Origin of the sequence: Curtobacterium sp. KBS0715, from assembly GCF_005938005.2 — a bacterium.
Lineage (GTDB): Bacteria > Actinomycetota > Actinomycetes > Actinomycetales > Microbacteriaceae > Curtobacterium > Curtobacterium flaccumfaciens.
This window is the reverse complement of record NZ_VCCA02000001.1, coordinates 1,271,657-1,289,231: the sequence shown is the minus strand read 5'-3', so window position 1 is coordinate 1,289,231 and position 17,575 is coordinate 1,271,657. Positions and strand designations below refer to the sequence as shown.

Annotated in this window: 18 protein-coding genes; 12 read left to right on the top strand and 6 right to left on the bottom strand. The window is 71.1% G+C overall.

What is annotated here, in order from left to right; genetic code table 11:
• Positions 1-95: 95 nt before the first annotated feature.
• The 6 genes from FFG40_RS06265 (at position 96) to FFG40_RS06240 (ending at position 7,625) form a co-directional block, all read left to right on the top strand.
• Positions 96-1,043 (top strand): alpha/beta fold hydrolase, encoded by a 948-nt coding sequence (locus FFG40_RS06265; RefSeq protein WP_138802618.1) that lies wholly within the window; start codon positions 96-98, stop codon positions 1,041-1,043.
• Positions 1,040-2,209 (top strand): sensor histidine kinase, encoded by a 1,170-nt coding sequence (locus FFG40_RS06260; RefSeq protein ID WP_138802617.1) that lies wholly within the window; start codon positions 1,040-1,042, stop codon positions 2,207-2,209. Before FFG40_RS06265 ends, FFG40_RS06260 begins: the two co-directional genes overlap by 4 nt.
• A complete protein-coding gene (locus FFG40_RS06255; protein ID WP_138802616.1) occupies positions 2,206-2,802 on the top strand; it encodes a response regulator transcription factor in 597 nt (198 codons plus the stop codon). The genes FFG40_RS06260 and FFG40_RS06255 overlap by 4 nt, the downstream gene beginning before the upstream one ends.
• Positions 2,803-2,928: 126 nt before the next feature.
• On the top strand, positions 2,929-3,174 hold the full coding sequence (locus FFG40_RS06250; protein ID WP_138802615.1) for a hypothetical protein: 246 nt from the start codon (positions 2,929-2,931) through the stop codon (positions 3,172-3,174).
• Positions 3,175-3,319: 145 nt separating this feature from the next.
• Complete coding sequence (pgm, locus tag FFG40_RS06245; RefSeq protein ID WP_071406014.1) at positions 3,320-4,939, top strand: phosphoglucomutase (alpha-D-glucose-1,6-bisphosphate-dependent); 1,620 nt, start codon at positions 3,320-3,322, stop codon at positions 4,937-4,939.
• A 223-nt stretch (positions 4,940-5,162) separates the two neighbouring features.
• Complete coding sequence (locus FFG40_RS06240; RefSeq protein WP_138802614.1) at positions 5,163-7,625, top strand: DHA2 family efflux MFS transporter permease subunit; 2,463 nt, start codon at positions 5,163-5,165, stop codon at positions 7,623-7,625.
• A gap of 117 nt (positions 7,626-7,742) precedes the next feature.
• Here FFG40_RS06240 and FFG40_RS06235 read toward each other — a convergent pair whose 3' ends face one another.
• Complete coding sequence (locus FFG40_RS06235; RefSeq protein WP_138802613.1) at positions 7,743-8,249, bottom strand: hypothetical protein; 507 nt, start codon at positions 8,247-8,249, stop codon at positions 7,743-7,745.
• Positions 8,250-8,336: 87 nt separating this feature from the next.
• Positions 8,337-9,227, bottom strand: a complete 891-nt coding sequence (locus tag FFG40_RS06230; RefSeq protein WP_138802612.1) for a site-specific DNA-methyltransferase — start codon at positions 9,225-9,227, stop codon at positions 8,337-8,339.
• A 120-nt stretch (positions 9,228-9,347) separates the two neighbouring features.
• Here FFG40_RS06230 and FFG40_RS06225 point away from each other — a divergent pair, with 120 nt between their 5' ends.
• Complete coding sequence (locus tag FFG40_RS06225) at positions 9,348-9,638, top strand: GNAT family N-acetyltransferase (protein WP_027465074.1); 291 nt, start codon at positions 9,348-9,350, stop codon at positions 9,636-9,638.
• A 54-nt stretch (positions 9,639-9,692) separates the two neighbouring features.
• Here FFG40_RS06225 and FFG40_RS06220 read toward each other — a convergent pair whose 3' ends face one another.
• The 3 genes from FFG40_RS06220 to FFG40_RS06210 all read right to left on the bottom strand — a co-directional run bounded on the left by FFG40_RS06220 (position 9,693) and on the right by FFG40_RS06210 (position 12,239).
• Positions 9,693-10,022: a hypothetical protein gene (locus tag FFG40_RS06220; protein ID WP_051596634.1), complete on the bottom strand. Its 330-nt coding sequence runs from the start codon at positions 10,020-10,022 to the stop codon at positions 9,693-9,695.
• Between the two features lie 166 nt (positions 10,023-10,188).
• On the bottom strand, positions 10,189-11,238 hold the full coding sequence (locus FFG40_RS06215; RefSeq protein WP_138802611.1) for a biotin/lipoate A/B protein ligase family protein: 1,050 nt from the start codon (positions 11,236-11,238) through the stop codon (positions 10,189-10,191).
• 131 nt (positions 11,239-11,369) lie between these two features.
• Positions 11,370-12,239: an alpha/beta hydrolase gene (locus FFG40_RS06210; RefSeq protein ID WP_111024938.1), complete on the bottom strand. Its 870-nt coding sequence runs from the start codon at positions 12,237-12,239 to the stop codon at positions 11,370-11,372.
• Positions 12,240-12,344: 105 nt separating this feature from the next.
• On the opposite strand from FFG40_RS06210, the gene FFG40_RS06205 reads away from it, so the two are divergent.
• Genes FFG40_RS06205 through FFG40_RS06195 form a run of 3 tightly spaced genes read left to right on the top strand, consistent with a single transcriptional unit; the run spans position 12,345 to position 14,769 of the window.
• Positions 12,345-13,502, top strand: a complete 1,158-nt coding sequence (locus FFG40_RS06205) for an inorganic phosphate transporter (RefSeq protein WP_138802610.1) — start codon at positions 12,345-12,347, stop codon at positions 13,500-13,502.
• Positions 13,503-13,513: 11 nt separating this feature from the next.
• Positions 13,514-13,783, top strand: a complete 270-nt coding sequence (locus FFG40_RS06200; RefSeq protein WP_138802609.1) for a hypothetical protein — start codon at positions 13,514-13,516, stop codon at positions 13,781-13,783.
• A gap of 41 nt (positions 13,784-13,824) precedes the next feature.
• On the top strand, positions 13,825-14,769 hold the full coding sequence (locus tag FFG40_RS06195) for an acetamidase/formamidase family protein (RefSeq protein ID WP_138802608.1): 945 nt from the start codon (positions 13,825-13,827) through the stop codon (positions 14,767-14,769).
• 179 nt (positions 14,770-14,948) lie between these two features.
• On the opposite strand, the gene FFG40_RS06190 is transcribed toward FFG40_RS06195, so the two are convergent.
• Complete coding sequence (locus FFG40_RS06190; protein WP_138802607.1) at positions 14,949-15,701, bottom strand: SDR family NAD(P)-dependent oxidoreductase; 753 nt, start codon at positions 15,699-15,701, stop codon at positions 14,949-14,951.
• Between the two features lie 95 nt (positions 15,702-15,796).
• On the opposite strand from FFG40_RS06190, the gene FFG40_RS06185 reads away from it, so the two are divergent.
• Entirely contained in the window at positions 15,797-16,207 is a 411-nt protein-coding gene (locus tag FFG40_RS06185) for a MarR family winged helix-turn-helix transcriptional regulator (protein WP_138802606.1), read from the top strand.
• The gene (locus tag FFG40_RS06180) at positions 16,204-17,541 is read left to right on the top strand and encodes an MFS transporter (RefSeq protein ID WP_395876140.1); all 1,338 of its coding nucleotides are present in this window, start codon (positions 16,204-16,206) and stop codon (positions 17,539-17,541) included. The genes FFG40_RS06185 and FFG40_RS06180 overlap by 4 nt, the downstream gene beginning before the upstream one ends.
• The last annotated feature ends 34 nt before the right edge of the window (positions 17,542-17,575 follow it).

Genomic DNA, 17,575 nt, shown 5'->3' with positions numbered 1-17,575 from the left:
TCGTGACACCGGGGCACATCCGCTGCGCGCCCCACGCCGTTTGACTGATCGGACCCGCCGCGCGGACCCCGCGCGGCCCGATCGAGACGAGCACCGTGCGGAAGTCCCTGCGCATCACCCTGATCACCCTCGGCGCACTGGTTGCGGTCCCGGTCCTCGCCCTGGCGACGACGACGGTCGTCAACGTCGTCGCGACCCACGTCGAAGCGTCCGAGATCGACGACTACGGCGAGCGCGTGCCCGTGGACGGCAAGCGGATGAACGTCGTCGTCCGCGGCACCGGCAACTCCGACACCGGGACGATCGTGCTCCTGCCGGGCCTCGGCACCGCCGCTCCCGGGCTCGACTTCGGGCCGCTCATCGACCAGCTCGCCCGGACGCACCGGGTCGTCGCCGTCGAACCGTTCGGCACCGGGCTCAGCGACCAGACCGACGTCCCGCGGACCGCCGCGAACATCACCCGCGAGGTCCACGAGGCCCTGCAGCACCTGCACGTCGACCGGTACGTGTTGATGGGCCACTCGGTCGCGGGCATCTACGCCCTGCCCTACACGAAGGCGTACCGCGACGAGGTGACCGCCTTCGTCGGCATCGACAGCAGTGTGCCGCGACAGTCGAGCTGGGACGAGCCGATCCCGACCGGCGCGATCGTCGCCCTCGACCGACTCGGTCTGCTGCGCGCTCTCGGTGGAGCGTCCTCGGACACGTACGGCGATGCCTACGACGACGCGACGAGGCGCCAGATGCAGCTGCTCTCGGCGAAGAACGGTGCCGCCCCGACGATCATCGACGAGATGCGGCACGCGCCGGAGAACTTCCGGTCCGTCGAGGACTCGCGGTTCCCCGCGGACCTGCCGGTGCTGTTGTTCGTGCGGACGAACGACAACGACGTGCCGAACTGGGTCCGGTTGCACGAGCGCCAGGCCGCGAGCGTGGACCACGGACGGGTGATCGGGCTGGTCGGCGACCACTACCTGCACCACACGCTGTCCGAACGGATCGCCAGGGACACCGACGCGACCCTCGCTACCCTGGGCGCGTGACGCAACCCGGGCAGGAACAGCCCCGCGCCGACGCCGACGTCCGGGTGGTCCGCTGGTCCTCGGTCGCGTCGCTCTGGCTCGTGGTGCTGGTGGGCGGCGGCGTGCAGGTGCTCATCGGGACCGACGGCCCGACGACGGCACGAACCCCCGTACTCGTCGTGCTCACCGCCGCCGCGACGGTGGCGGCGCTCGCATCGATCCCGCTGCTGCTCCGCCCCGCCGGCGAGGCGTCGGCACGCCACCCGGCCGTGCTCGCCCTGCTGGTGCTCGCGGCCGCCACGTGGGTGGTCGCGCTCGTCCCGTCGGCGACCGGCTCCGCGTGGTCGTTCACCCTGGCGATCGCGGGCGGCACGATCGGCTGCCTGCTGCGCGGGTGGGCGCGGGTCACCGTGCTCGCCGGCACCGTCGTGCTGCTCGTCGCGGCGGCCGACGCCCGCGCCGAGCCCGCCGAACTGGTCCTGGTCGGGACCCTCGCGCTCTTCGCCCTGATGCCGCTCAGCGTCGTCTGGATCCACCGCGTCGTGCTCCGGCTCGAAGCCGCTCGTCGCACCGCATCCGACCTCGCTGTCACCGAGGAACGACTCCGGTTCGCCACCGATCTGCACGACATCCAGGGCCATCACCTGCAGGTCATCGCACTGAAGAGCGAGCTCGCCGAACGGCTGCTTCCCGGCGACCCCGAGCGCGCCCGAGCGGAGCTGTCGGACATCCGCATGGTGGCCCAGGCTGCGCTCGAGGACACCCGGGCGCTCGTCGGCGGCTACCGCACGGTCACCGTGGCGGTCGAGGTCCGGAACGCCGCCGCCGTCCTCCGATCGGCGGGGATCGACTGCACGGTGCGCATCGAGACCGCCGGCATGCCCGACCCGGTCGGCGCCCTGTTCGCCGTCGCCATCCGCGAGGCCGCGACGAACACCATCCGGCACAGTCGCGCGACCACCGCGTCGATCGAGCTGCTGCGGGACGGCGACGCCTGGCGACTGACGGTGTGGAACGACGCGCCGCGGCCGTCCGAGCGTCCCGGCACCGGCGCCGGCACCGGCATCGACGGACTCCGACAGCGCGTCGCGCCGAACGGCGGGACGGTCGACGCCGACAGGAGCGAGGACCGTTTCATCCTCCTCGTGCGCATCCCGGTTCCCGCACGAACGGCGGTGCGCCCGTGATCAGGATCGTCATCGCCGACGACGAGGAACTCATCCGTGGAGCACTCGTCGCACTGCTCGGCCTGGAAACCGACCTCGAGGTCGTCGCCGACGTCGCCGACGGGGCAGGAGCCGTGGCCGCGGCCCGGACGCATCAGCCGGACGTCGTCCTGCTCGACCTCGAGATGCCCGTCCTCGACGGCATCGAGGCCGCCCGCGCACTGTCGGACGCGATGCCCACGGTGATCGTCACCCGCCACGCGCGGCCCGGCACCCTCCGACGTGCGCTGGCCGCCGGTGTCCGAGGCTTCGTCCCGAAGTCCACACCGGCGGCGCGGCTGGCCGAGATCATCCGCGACGTGGCGGCAGGCGAGCGGTACATCGACGCCGGTCTCGCGGCGGCTGCGCTCACCGAGGACGAGAGCCCGCTCACCCCGCGGGAGGCCGACGTCCTGCGCTGCACCCGCGACGGGCTCGCGACGAAGCAGATCGCCCGGGAGCTCTCGCTCGCACACGGCACGGTCCGGAACCACCTGTCATCGGCGATCGCGAAACTGCACGTCGACAACCGTGTCGCAGCCGCTGCCGTGGCCTGGGACCGAGGGTGGATCTGACCGCAGAACGCACTCTTGTTTTGCATGATGCAAGACAAGTGCGTAGAGTGGTGGTCATCCAGCCGACGGCGTCGCGGTCGCCGGCTCGGTGACCCGCGGACCTCGGCACGACGACGAGGAGCACCCATGCAGAACCGTCAGAACCCCCTGGGCGGCGCCTACGTGACCGGCCTCGAGACCCGCGCCGAGCTCGGCGCCTTCGCCGGCGACGCGACCCGCAGCCCGGTCGGCAGCTACACCGGCACCGGCATCGGCCGAGCACTCGGCCGCTTCGTCGACACGCAGTTCCGCCGTCCCGGCACCGCGACGTCCTCGACGCGCACCGTGACCGGCTCGTTCCGCACGGCGACGGGTTCGTTCCGCACCGCCTGAGGCACCTGCCTCCACAGACCGCGAGCGGTCGTCCGCCCCGGGTGTCCCCCCTCGACCCGGGTGGGGCGGCCGCTCGCTCGCGTTCCCCCGGCCTCCGGTGCACTTCCCCCGAACGCGCCAGGGCGGCCGATGCCAGGATGGACGCATGAACGACCGCGCCGGCACCCCAGCGACCGCAGACGACCTCGTCGACCTCGACGAGCTCCTCGCCGCCTACCACGACCGAGTGCCCGACGTCTCGGTCCCCGAGCAGAAGGTCGTGTTCGGCACGTCCGGACACCGCGGGTCGTCGCTCGACACCGCCTTCAACGACACCCACATCGCCGCCATCACGCAGGCGATCGTGGAGTACCGCCGCGACCAGGGCACCGACGGGCCGCTCTTCATCGGCCGCGACACCCACGCGCTCTCGGCCCCCGCCGAGCAGACCGCTCTGCAGGTCCTCGCCGCCAACGGCGTGCGGGTGCTCGCCGACAGCGAGGACGGCTTCGTGCCGACGCCCGCGCTGAGCCACGCGATCATCCGCTACAACCGTGCCGGCAACCCGGACACGGCCGACGGCATCGTCATCACGCCGAGCCACAACCCGCCCCGCGACGGCGGCTTCAAGTACAACCCGCCGCACGGTGGCCCCGCCGACAGCGACGCCACGAGCTGGATCGCGAACCGGGCGAACGCGATCATCGAGGGCGGCAACGCCGAGGTGCAGCGCACCGAGGACGCCGAGCCCGAGCGCTACGACTTCCTGAACACGTACGTCGCCGACCTCGAGAACATCATCGACATCGCCGCGATCAAGCGTGCCGGCGTGAAGATCGGCGCCGACCCGCTCGGTGGCGCCTCGCTGCCGTACTGGAACGCCATCCGCGACCACTACGGCCTCGACCTGACCGTCGTGAACCCCGAGGTCGACCCCACGTGGGCGTTCATGACGCTCGACTGGGACGGCAAGATCCGGATGGACCCGTCGAGCCCCTCGGCGATGGCCTCGGTGCTCGCCCGCAAGGACGACTTCGACGTGCTCACCGGCAACGACGCCGACTCCGACCGGCACGGCATCGTCACGCCCGACGGCGGGCTGATGAACCCGAACCACTACCTCGCGGTCGCGATCGAGTACCTCTACGCGCACCGGCCCGAGTGGCGCGACGACGCCGCGATCGGCAAGACCCTGGTGTCGTCGAGCATCATCGACCGCGTCGCCGAGTCCCTGGGCCGTCGCCTGTGGGAGGTCCCGGTCGGCTTCAAGTGGTTCGTCCCCGGCCTGATCGACGGCTCGGTGGCGTTCGGCGGCGAGGAATCCGCGGGTGCGTCGTTCCTGCGCACCGACGGCACCGCGTGGACCACCGACAAGGACGGCATCATCCTGGCGCTCCTGGCGTCCGAGATCGTCGCCGTCACCGGCAAGACCCCGTCGCAGCTCTACGCCGAGCTGACCGAACGCTTCGGTGCCCCGGTCTACCAGCGCGTCGACGCCGCGGCCTCGAAGGAGCAGAAGGCCCGCCTCGGCAAGCTCGACGGCGACGCCATCACCGCGGACACCCTGGCCGGCGACCCGATCACCGCGAAGCTGTCGAAGGCCCCGGGCAACGACGCAGCCGTCGGCGGCGTGAAGGTCGTCACCGACAAGGCGTGGTTCGCCGCGCGCCCGTCGGGCACCGAGGACGTCTACAAGATCTACGCGGAGAGCTTCGTCGGGCAGGAACACCTCGAGCAGGTGCAGCGCGAGGCCAAGGAGATCGTCGACGCAGCCCTGGGCGCGTAGCGCCCTCGTCGGACGGGCTGCGGGTCTCGGACACCGCAGCCCGTCCGACGGAACCGAGCCGGGCCTCCAGGCCGTGTGCCACCGGGGCCCACTGGGCGTACCGTGACTGCCGATCCACTCAGGAAGCCGTCTCGGTGCGACCGAGCACTTGCGGCAGTTGTAACTTTGCAGGCAGCGCAAAAATCGTTCTGCCAGCGCATCGGTACCCCGGGAGACCCTGCTCATGACCCAGACGGCGACCGCCCCCGCGGCCCCCACCACGGCGTCCAACGTCGTGATGAACCACCGACAGATCCTGTTGGTGATCTACGGCCTGATGGCCGGCATGTTCCTCGGTGCCCTCGACCAGACGATCGTCGGCACCGCGATCCGCACCATCGGTGACGACCTGCACGGACTCGACCAGCAGGCCTGGGTCACCACCGGGTACCTCATCGCGTCGACGGTGACGACCCCGATCTACGGCAAGCTCTCCGACATCTTCGGTCGCCGGCCGCTCTTCATCACCGCGATCGGCATCTTCATCGTCGGTTCGTTCGCGGCGTCGTTCTCCGACTCGATGCTCATGCTCGCCGGGTTCCGCGCGCTGCAGGGCCTGGGTGCCGGTGGTCTGATGTCCCTGCCGCTGGCGATCATGGGCGACATGCTCGCCCCACGCGAGCGGGCGAAGTACCAGGGCTACTTCCTGGCGGTCTTCGGCATCTCGTCCGTCATCGGGCCGCTCGTCGGCGGCGTCTTCGCCGGCGCGGACCAGCTGCTGTTCATCGCCGGCTGGCGCTGGGTGTTCCTGATCAACGTGCCGATCGGCATCATCGCCCTGTTCATGGTGCTGACGTTCCTGCACCTGCCGAAGTTCGGTGACCGGGGCAAGCCCCGCATCGACTGGTGGGGCGCGACGCTCGTCATCGTCACGCTCGTGCCGCTGCTGCTCATCGCCGAGCAGGGCCGCGAGTGGGGCTGGGACTCCCCCGCCGCCTTCGCCTGCTACGCCATCGGCGCCCTCGGGCTGATCGCGTTCATCATCGTCGAGCGAGCCATGGGCGACGACGCGATCCTGCCGATGAAGCTCTTCGGATCGCGGGTGTTCTCGATGTCCGCGATCCTGTCGGTGCTCGTCGGCTTCGGCATGTTCGGTGCGATGCTGACGATCCCGCTCTACCTGCAGATCGTCAAGGGCGTGACCCCGACCGAGTCCGGGTTCGCCATGCTGCCGATGGTGCTCGGCCTGATGATCTCGTCGATCGCCTCCGGCCAGATCATCTCCCGCACCGGCAACTACCAGGTCTTCCCGATCACCGGAACGGCGTTCACGGCGATCGGCTTCACGGTCCTGACGTTCCTGACCGCCGACCGACCCCTGTGGTTCCTGATGCTCGGCATGTTCGGCATCGGCCTCGGACTCGGACAGCTCATGCAGACGCTGACCCTCGCCGCGCAGAACTCGGTGTCACCGCGGGACATCGGTGTCGCCACGAGCGCCGCGACGTTCTTCCGCCAGATCGGCGGCACGATGGGCACCGCTGTCCTGCTCTCCGTGCTGTTCACCCTGATGCCGACGAACATCAGCGCCGCGATGCAGAACGAGTCCGACCTGAAGAGCGCGCTCAACGCCGCGATGACGCCCTCGGTAGCCAACGCGTCGAAGAACCAGGGCGTGATGGACGAGATCTGGACGAAGATCGTCGACCCGGTGGAGAAGAAGGTGCAGGACGGTCTCGACCAGGGCACCGCGCAGGCGAAGCAGGCCGCCGACGCCGCCGTGACCAAGCAGGTGACGGCAGCGGTGCAGCAGCAGGTCGCCGCGGGGACCGTCCCGGCCGCCGCAGCGGACACGATCATCGCCCAGCAGGTCGACGACGCCAAGCCCGCAGCCGAGCAGCAGGCGCTCGAGACGGCGGCCACGAAGGCGAACGCCTCGGTCGTCGACGGCAGGCTGCAGATCGACTACTCCGACAAGGGGCAGCGGGAGAACGTCGTCGACCAGGTCGCCCCGACGCTCATCAAGCAGCTCAAGAGCGGCGACTCGGCCGCGAGCTCGTCCACCGACTCGGCGACGAGCGACACGTCGTTCCTGAACGGGGCGGACCCCCGGCTCAGCCGTCCGTTCCTGGTCGGGTTCAGCGACTCGGCCGTCCGCGTCTACTACGTCGGCCTCGCGGTGATCCTGCTCGCGTTCGTGCTGACGTGGTTCTTCCGGGTGCCGCCGCTCCGCAAGACCTCGGCGCTGCAGGAGCAGGCCGATGCCGCACGCACGGCTGCCGGCGCTGGGTCGGACGGGAGCGCCACTGCAGCCGCTGCCGCCGCCGCACCTGGGGCCGGTCCGGTGCCGACGGGGTCGTCGTCCTCCGCCGGAGTCCCGACCTCGCCCGACGTTCCGAGGTCGCCGGACGTGCAGCCTCGGTCTGCCCGGGCCGCCGGGGCGTCGGACGTCTCGGTGCGGCCGAACGGGGTCGACGACACCCGCGCGCCGCTGCCGAACGCCACGACGCACGGTGCGCACTCGGCGGCTGCGCCGGTCGACGAGCCCCCGACGACGACCGGTGCCATCCGGACCCGGGCTGCCCACGCCGCCCCGGTCGTGGAGCCGAACGCCCACGGGGCCGGAGCCGATGCGGCGGAGGCGAGCCGCGCCTCCCGGCCGGACGCTGACGACGCGCACGCGCACGGGCGGCACTCCGCGGAGTAGTCGGCGCTGGCGCTCGCTCGCTGCGTGGGCATGTTCCGACGATCCACGCGTCGAACGACTTGTGGATCGTCGGAGACCCCGCTCGCCTCAGACGGCCGGCATGCTCCCGTGCGGAGGCTACGAGCGCTCTCGCTCGCGCATCTCGACGTAGTCCCCGGCAGCGCACGCCGAGGTACCGCTGACCGTGTCGCCCCCGCCGAGGTCGGAGGACTGGAACCCGATGTTCGCCACGCCGTCCCCGCTGCCGTCGACGCCGCTGTAGGACGCGTCGGCATCGGAGAACCGCTTCGTGTCGAGTCCGCGCTCGCCCCACAGCTTCTCGAGCGTCCGGATCCCCTGCTCGACGTCGCCGCGATCAGCACGGGACTTGATGTACGTGTAGTTCACACCCTCACCGACGCCGCGCTCGTCCTCACACGTGCCGAGCCGCGGCCCTTCCTGGACCGTCCACGTCCCGCCGAGCGCATCGGTCGTGTCGTCGACGAGCTGCTGGATGCTGCGCTTCGCATCGGCCGGCTCCTGGGTCGGTCGGTTCTCCATCTGTCCTCCAGAACAGCCGGCAGTCGTGCCGACGATCGCGATCGCGGTCACGGTGACTGCGATCCGCTGCCTCAGGGCGGTCATCGGCGTCGGTTCTCCCTCGGGTCGGCGGGTCGTCGGGTCGTCGGGTCGTCGGGTCGAGGGAGTCGTTGCCGTTCTCTGCGCCGCGCCTCAGACCGCCGGCGCCGCGTCCCCCGCCGCTGCCTCCGGCGCTCCGGCCACCTCGAACGACGCACCCGGCAACCGCTTCCGCATCACGTCGATCGCCGCAGGGTTGTCGTCCACCAGCACGTACCGCCGTCCCAACGCGTGTGCCACGGCGCCCGTGGTCCCACTGCCCGCGAAGAAGTCGAGCACCCAGTCCCCCTCGCGCGAGGACGCCTGCACGATCCGCCGCAGCACCCCCTCGGGCTTCTGCGTGGGGTAGCCGGTCTTCTCTCGGCCGGTCGGCGAGACGATCGTGTGCCACCAGACGTCGGTGGGCAGCTTGCCGCGCTCGCGTTTCTCGGGGGTGACGAGCCCCGGCGCCATGTACGGCTCGCGGTCGACGGCCTCGGAGTCGAACCAGTACCGCGACGGGTCCTTCACGTAGACCAGGATCGTGTCGTGCTTGGTGGGCCAGCGCGTCTTGGACTTGGCACCGAAGTCGTAGGCCCAGACGATCTCGTTCAGGAACGACTCGCGGCCGAAGAGCGCGTCGAGCAGCACCTTGGCGTAGTGCGACTCGCGGTAGTCGAGGTGCAGGTACAGCGTGCCGTCGGCGGCGAGCAGCCGCCAGGCCTCGATGAGTCGGGGCTCGAGGAACGACCAGTAGTCCTCGAACCGGTCGTCGAAGCGCATCAGGTCGCCGCGCACCCGCTCGTAGGTCCGGCCGTGGAACCCCATCACCGGACCGTCGGCCTTCGGCACGGCGGACGTCGCGTGACGACGCTGGTACCGGCCGGTGTTGAACGGGGGGTCGAGGTACACCAGCGTGAAGGAGCCGTCCGGGTAGGCGGGGACCACGTCGAGGGCGTCGCCGAGGACGACGCGGTCCCGGCCTCGGTCGTCTCCCCTGCGCACGGACCCATTGTCGCGCACCGAGTGAGCACGCTCGACGCGCACCGCACCGCACCGCACCGCACCGCACCGCACCGAGCGAGCACGCACCGCACGCCCAGGCCCCGGCGTACGGTCGAGTGCATGGCAGCAGCACCCGAGGTCCGCAACGACACCGACAAGCAGCAGTACTCCCTGATCGAGGACGGCGAGGTCATCGGCCTCGCGGCGTACGAGATCGACGGCGACGAGATCCGCTTCGTGCACACCGAGGTCGATCCCGAGCACCGCGGTGGTGGGCACGCGTCGATCCTGGTGCAGCACGCCCTCGACGACGTCCGTGCGAGTTCGTCACGCCGGGTCGTCGCACAGTGCAGCTACGTGCACGCGTGGATCGAGCGGCACCCGGACTACCAGGAGCTCACGACCCGCTGACGCGAGCGACGCGCTGACTCGAGCGACGCGCTGACGAGCGCGGCGCCCGTCCGCTCAGTACGAGCGGTCGTGCGTCCCCACGCGGGCCTCGTGCCGCCCGGCGCTCCGCACCGTCGGCACCCGGATGAGCACGCTGCCGCTGAGCAGGTCGTGGTCGTCGTCCGCCGGTGACGGGGCCTGTTTCGGCAGGCGCGCCTGCCGTTCGTACTCGGCTTGCGTCTCGTGCCGGGTCGGTGCGAACACCTCGTCCAGCATCCCGACCATGCCTCCGGATCCGCCGCTCCGCTGGGACTTGTTCGACAGGTCGATCCACCCCATGCGATCGGCGATCCACACCACGACGGCCACGGCGGCCACCGCCCCCAGGAAGATCAACCAGTTCACGGCAGCGACGCTACGTGGGCTGCGCGGCGAGCGGATCAGCCGCGCGGGGGATTCTCATCATCCACACGTCTGGTTCATGAGGTCGAGGCGCACACTCGAGGAAGCGGCGGCCGGGACGTCCCCCCTCAGCTCCGGCCGTCGCGTCCACCGTCGATCGGAACGGGGCTCACGGCACCCGCTCGAGCCACTCCTTCGTCGCGAACTTCGTCCGCACCAGCTCCTGCGCCCGCTCGCGCTCGGCCTCGGTCACGTGCCCCTCGGTCGCCCCGTACAGGCGGGTGAAGGTGCCGATCAGCCGCTCGATGATCTCGGCGCGGGACAGCCCGGTCTGCGAGCGGAGCGGGTCGACGCGCTTCGCGGCGCTGGTGGTGCCCTTGTCGCTCATCTTCTCGCGCCCGATGCGCAGCACCTGCACCATCTTCTCGCCGTCCATGTCGTAGCTCATGGTGGCGTGGTGCAGCAGCGAACCGGTGCCGAGGCGCTTCTGGGCGGCACCGCCGATCTTGCCCTTGGTCGAGGTGATGTCGTTGAGCGGCTGGTAGTACGCCTCGATGCCGAGCGACTTGAGCGCCTCGATCACCCATTCGTCGAGGAACGCGTACGAGTCGGCGAAGGTCATGCCCTGCACCAGGTCGGACGGCACGTAGAGCGAGTACGAGATCACGGCGCCGGCGTCCATGAACATCGCGCCGCCGCCGGAGATGCGTCGGACCACCTGCACGCCGTACCTCTCGGCACCGGCGGGGTCGACCTCGTTCTTGAGCGACTGGAACGACCCGATCACGACGGCCGGCTGGTCCCACTCCCAGATGCGCAGCGTGGGACCGCGACGGCCTGCACCGACCTCTTCGGTCAGCACCTGGTCGAGCGCGAGGTGCTCGTTCGGGCTGATCGGCCCCTCGTGCACGATCTGCCAGTCGTGGTCGCGCCAGGTCGAGGCCCGCGACAGCGCGCGGCGCACCGCGACGCCGACGGCCTCGGGCGTGAAGCCGAGCAGCACCGCATCGGTCGGCAGGGCCGCCCGCACAGCTGCGGCGATGCCCGCGGCGTCGGTGGTGGCGGGGAGCCCGTTCACGGCCGCGTCGATGAGCGGCAGCGCATCGTCGGGTTCCAGGAAGAAGTCACCCGCCAGGCGGAACTGCTGGATCGTGCCGTCGACGACCTCGAGGTCGACGACGACCAGCTTGCCTCCGGGGACCTTGTACTCACCGTGCATGCCGCAACCCTATTCCGGACGGCCGACTGCCCGGCAGTGGGCCGGCCTGGTGACGGACTGGAGGCCCGTGGCGGCGTCGCCACGGGCCTCCCGTCCGTCACCGGTCGCGTCGCAGGACGCGGCGAGCGCCGTCAGCGCGCCGTCACCCGGTCGAGCCACGCGACCAGGTCGCCGATGACCTCTGCGCGGTTCGTCTCGTTGTAGACCTCGTGCCGCGCGCCCTCGTACACCTGGACGGTCACGTCGGACAGCCGGCCGCGTCGGCGGTACGCCTGCGCCAGACGCTCGATCGAGCGCGGACCCCCGAGGGTGTCGTCGGAGCCGACCTGCAGCAGCATCGGCAGGTCGTGCGGGATCCCCCGCCGCGGCACACCGAGCAGCCGGAGGGTGTCGGCGAGCCCGAACAGCCCGATGACGTCGGCCTCGACCGCCAGGGGGTCGACCGCCATCGCGTCGATGATCGTGCGGTCGCGGGTGAGCCACTCGTACTTGGTGGGACCCGACCCCGCGTGCCGTGCGTTGAGGTCGCCGCTGTTCATCCAGCCGGGCAGCCGGTAGGCACTCGCGGACAGGACGACGCCGTCGTAGCGGTCCGACGAGGTGTTCACGATCCGCTGCGCCATGAGCGACCCCCACGAGTGCCCGAGCAGCACGAGCGGCAGCCCGGGTTCGTCGGCCCGCGCGACCGCGCTCATCTGCTCCACCGCGGCGATCGCCGCGCGCAGCCCGCCGGGGCCGAGCCGCCCGAGCTTGGCGTGGTCGCCGTCCCACTGGGTCAAGCCGGTGCGTCCGTGCCCGCGGTGGTCGTTCGCGTGCACGGTGTAGCCGGCACGCACCAGGTCCTGCGCGAGCGGTTCGTACCGGAGCCCGTGCTCCCCGACCCCGTGCGCGATCTGCACGACACCCTTCGGCCGCGCCGCACGCCAGGTCGAGTAGACGATCTCGACGCCGTGGGCGTCGGTGAACGAGGCGTCGCCGCGAGCGGCGGAGAAGGTGGGCACACTCGCATCCTTTCAGACACTGCCATCCTCGCAGACGCGCTCCATCCCGGACCTGTTCACCCGGCGTTCACGCAGGGGGTTCCGGGCAGGCCTAGCGTCCTGCGCATGGACGTCATCGTCATCGTCACGCTGGTGATCGTCGTGGCCCTCGTGTTCGACTTCACGAACGGCTTCCACGACACCGCGAACGCCATGGCCACGTCGGTCGCCACGGGAGCACTCAAGCCCCGGACCGCCGTGCTCATCTCCGCCGTGCTCAACGTGGTCGGCGCGTTCCTGTCCACCGAGGTCGCCAAGACCGTCTCGCAGGGCATCATCCGTGAGGGGCAGGACGGCATCCACATCTCCCCCACGATGATCTTCGCGGGGCTCGTCGGCGCGGTGCTCTGGAACCTGGCGACCTGGTACCTCGGGCTGCCGTCGTCCTCCACGCACGCGCTCTTCGGCGGGCTCATCGGCGCCTCGATCATCGGGGCGGGTCTGAACTCGATCAGCTGGGCGACGGTGGTGTCGAAGGTCGTCCTGCCGGCGCTGCTCTCCCCGGTCATCGCCGGGGTGATCGCCCTGGTCGCGACGTACCTGGCGTACGTGCTCACGAAGAACGCGACGACGCACGGAGCGGCGACGGGGTTCCGGCACGGGCAGACGATCTCGGCGTCGCTGGTGTCGCTCGCACACGGCACGAACGACGCGCAGAAGACGATGGGCGTCATCACGCTGACCCTCATCGCCGCGAACTACCAGGCTGCCGGCACCGGTCCGGCGCTCTGGGTGATCCTGGCCTGTGGGCTCGCGATCGGCCTCGGCACCTACATGGGCGGCTGGCGGATCATGCAGACCGTCGGCAAGAAGATCTCCGACGTGCAGTCGCCGCAGGGCTTCGCCGCCGAGACGAGCTCCGCCGCGACGATCCTCATCTCGTCGCACCTGGGCTTCGCGCTCTCGACGACCCACGTGACGAGTGGCGCGGTCGTCGGTTCGGGGCTCGGCAAGAAGCTCGCCGACGTGCACTGGTCGGTCGTCGGCCGCATCGTCGTCGCGTGGGTGATCACGCTGCCCGCCGCTGCGGTGGTCGGGGCGCTCGCGACCTGGCTCGCGTCGACCTCGGCCTTCGGGCTGGTGCTCGTCGCGGTCCTCGCCCTGGCCGGCGGGCTCACCTTCTCCGTCCTCGCCAAGCGCAAGCCGATCTCGCACGAGGACATCACCACCGAGTCCGGGCCTGCCGAGCAGGCCGAGCCGCAGCCGACCGGCGCGACGAACTGAGGGGAACGACGATGGACATCGACTTCACCGCGATCGGCACGGTCGCCGGCGTCGGCTTCGTGGCCGCCGTGGGCCTGGTGCTCGTGTACACGCTCGGCCTCCGGCTGCTCGGGACGGGGCAGCCGGACGACGCGGGCGGCGAGCGCACGCAGTACTCCGAGGAGACCCCGCGCTCCGGGCACACCCCGCCGGCGGCACTGGCGGGAGCCGTGGTGTGCTTCGCGCTGTGCATCGCCGCGGTGCTGGCGGGCATCTGGTTGACGATCCCCCAGTTCCACTGAGGACGTTCCTTCCCAGAACACCCGCCTGGGATGATCGACGGGTGACCACCCACCACCACCTCGACGCCACGGTCGACTCCGCCGTCGACGTCTTCACCGCCGGACGCCAGCCGGTCCTGACCGTGGAACCGGGCGACACGGTGACCGTCCGCACCCTGAGCGCCGCGGGCTACACGGAACGCCAGCCGGGCCCGGGCCTGGACGCCCCGACCCTGATCGACCCGCGCCGGGGCCACTGCCTGGTCGGGCCGATCGCCGTCGCGGGAGCACATCCGGGGATGGTCCTGGCGGTGCACTTCGACGACCTCGTGCCCGACGACTGGGGCTACACGGCCTCGGGCGGGGTCGACTCCCCGGTGAACCGCGCACTCGGCCTGACCGATCCGGCGTCGCGCGGCCCGCTGCTCTGGGACATCGACGTGTCCGCCGGAGTCGCCGTGAACCAGCTCGGCCTCGGCGTGCGGACGGCACCGTTCCTCGGCGTCGTCGGGGTGCCGCCCGAGCCCACCGGGGAGCACTCGACGATCCCGCCCCGCACGGTCGGCGGCGGCAACGTCGACTGCCGAGAGCTGATCGCCGGCTCGACCCTGTACCTGCCCGTGACGGTGCCGGACGCCCTGCTCCACGTCGGCGACGGGCACGCGGCCCAGGGCGACGGCGAGGTCTCCGGAACGGCGGTCGAGTGCGGCATGACCACGACGATGACCCTGACGCTCCTCGACCGGGCTCCGGTCGAGGGTGTGCACGCCGACACCCCCGCCGGACGCATCACCTTCGGCTTCGATGCCGACCTCAACGTCGCGACGGCCACGGCGCTCGACCGGATGGTCGACTGGATCGCCGGGCTGCACGGGATCGGCCGCGCCGAGGCACTCGCGATGGCGAGCGTGGCGGTGAGCATGCGCATCACGCAGGTCGCGAACCGCACGTGGGGCGTGCACGCGCTGCTCCCGCACGACGCGATCCTGACGGACGCGCGGCACTGAAGGACGGGAGGCCCGCCCAGCGCGAGCCGACCGGCGCACGCTGGGCGGGCCTCCCGTCCGACGGTCCTTCCCATCGCACCCGCGCTGGAAAGCGGAAACGGGCGTACCTGGTCGGAAGAACCGACCAGGTACGCCCGTTTCGACCAGGTACGCCCGGAACGTCCAGTGCACCCGACCCGTCAGTGTGCGGAGTAGCCGCCGTCCACCAGGTGGTAGCTGCCCGTGATGAACGAGGCCTTGTCGCTCAGCAGGAACAGCACGAGCGCGGCGACCTCGGCGTCGGTGCCGAGCCGCTTCGAGGCGTGCTCGCCCTCGAGTGCCGAGATGGCCTCGGGCGAGAGCGACCCGCGGAGCAGCGGGGTGTCGATGAACCCGGGGCCCACGGCGTTCGTGCGGACGCCCTGCGACGAGTACTCGAGCGCGGCGACCTTGGTCAGCCCGGCGAGCGCGTGCTTCGAAGCGACGTAGGCCGCGTTCTGCGCCATCCCGACCACGCCGAGCACCGACGCCATGTTCACGATCGCGCCACCGCCGGCGGCCACCATCGCGGGGATCTCGTAGCGCAGCCCGTAGAAGACGCCGTCCAGGTCGACCGCACGGACGCGGTCCCAGGCGGCGATGTCGTACTCGCCGATCGGCTGCGGTGCTGCGCCGATGCCGGCGTTGTTCACGGCCAGGTGCAGCACGCCGAACGTGTCGACCGCGAACTGCACCATGCGCTCGTTGTCCGCGGCGACCGCGGAGTTCGCCTCGAACGCGCGAGCGGTGCCACCGGCCTCCACGATCGACGCGGCGACGCGCTCGGCGCCCGCCAGGTTGATGTCGGCGACGACCACCGTGGCGCCCGCCGCGGCGAGCTCCTTCGCGACGGACTCGCCGATGCCGCTGCCACCACCGGTGACGACGGCGACCTTGCCCTCGAAGTCGGACATGTTCTCCTTCTCTCTCGGCAACACGTGTTGTCTACGAGCACGGTACACCCGAAATCAAGTTCGTTCGCTGAACTAATGAGATAGGCTAACGACCGATGACCGACGCCACCGACCTCCGCATCGCGGTGAACCGGCTGTCCCGCACACTCCGAGCCCAGAAGGCCGACTCGAGCGTCACGGACGCACAGTTCTCCGCCCTCGCACGGCTGCACCGCGACGGCGCCATGACCCTGGCCGACCTGAGCCGACAGGACGGCGTCACCCCGCCGTCGATGACGAAGACCGTCGCGGTGCTGGTGGAGCGGGGCCTGGTGTCCAAGTGCGGGCACAGCGACGATCGCCGCAAGGTGCTGCTCGGTGCGACACCCGCCGGAGCCGCGTTCGTCGAGGAGACCCGACGCCGCCGCGACGGCTGGCTCTCCCCGCGACTCGCAGCACTCACCGCCGACGAGCGGAGCACCCTCGCCGACGCCACCGAGATCATGAGGAGGCTGGCCCAGCAGTGACCGCCATGTTCCGCTCCCTCGCCGGACGCAACTACCGCATCTGGTTCGCCGGGGCGCTGGTGTCGAACGTCGGCACCTGGATGCAGCGCACCGCCCAGGACTGGATCGTGCTGACCCAGCTCTCGGACAACAACGCCGTCGCGGTGGGCATCACGATGGCCCTGCAGTTCGGCCCCCAGCTGCTGCTCCTGCCGCTCACCGGGCTCGCCGCCGACCGGTTCGACCGCCGGAAGATGCTCATGCTCACCCAGGGCCTGATGGGGCTGCTCGGGCTGGGGCTCGGCGTCATGGTCCTCACGCACACCGCCACCCTGCTCGCGCTGTACGGCTTCGCCCTGGCACTCGGCATCGTCGCCGCGTTCGACGCCCCGATCCGACAGGCCTTCGTCTCCGACGTCGTGCAGGGCGAGGACGTCTCGAACGCCGTCGCCCTGAACTCCGCGTCGTTCAACGCCGCACGGCTGATCGGCCCCGCGGTCGCCGGTGTGCTCATCGCGGCGATCGGCTCCGGATGGGTGTTCGTCATCAACGCCGGGTCGTTCCTGGCCGTCCTGCTCGCACTCCGCTTCGTCGACCCCGCCCAGCTCGCCGAACGGGTCCGGGCGGGCCGCGGCAAGGGGCAGATCGTCGCCGGCTTCCGGTACGTCCGGACCCGACCGGACATCGTCGTCGTGCTCTGCATGATCTTCGTCGTCGGCACGTTCGGCGTGAACTTCCCGATCTTCACCTCGACGATGGCGCGGGTCGAGTTCCACCAGGGCGCCGGCGAGTTCGGGCTGCTCAACTCGGTGATGGCGGTCGGCTCGGTGCTCGGCGCGCTGCTGTCCGCCCGCCGGGACAGGCCGCGGATGCGCACCCTCGTCCTCGCCGCCGGCGGGTTCGGGCTCGCGTGCACGGCCGCGGCCCTCGCTCCGACGTACTGGACCTTCGCGATCGTGCTGGTGTTCGTCGGGCTCGCGTCCCTGACCTTCATGACCACGGCGAACGCCCTGGTGCAGACCACGACGAAGCCCGCGATGCGCGGCCGCGTGATGGCGCTCTACATGGCGATCTTCGCGGGCGGCACCCCCATCGGCGCCCCGCTCGTCGGCGCCGTCGCCGACGCCTTCGGCCCGCGCTGGGCGATCGTCGTCGGCGCGGCCTCGGGGTTCGTCGCACTCGGGATCGCGCTCGTCTGGCTCGTCCGGTACCAGCGGGTCCGGCTGCGCTACGACGCCGACTCGCGGCTGCACCTGGCGATCACGCACGCCGTGCCGGTGGTCGGCTCACGCGCGGCGCTCCGCCGCGAACTGGAACGCGACGAGACGCTCGCCGACCGCTCCAGCGCCGTCTGACGGACCGGCGGGTCGCCCTGCCCGTCGGCCGACG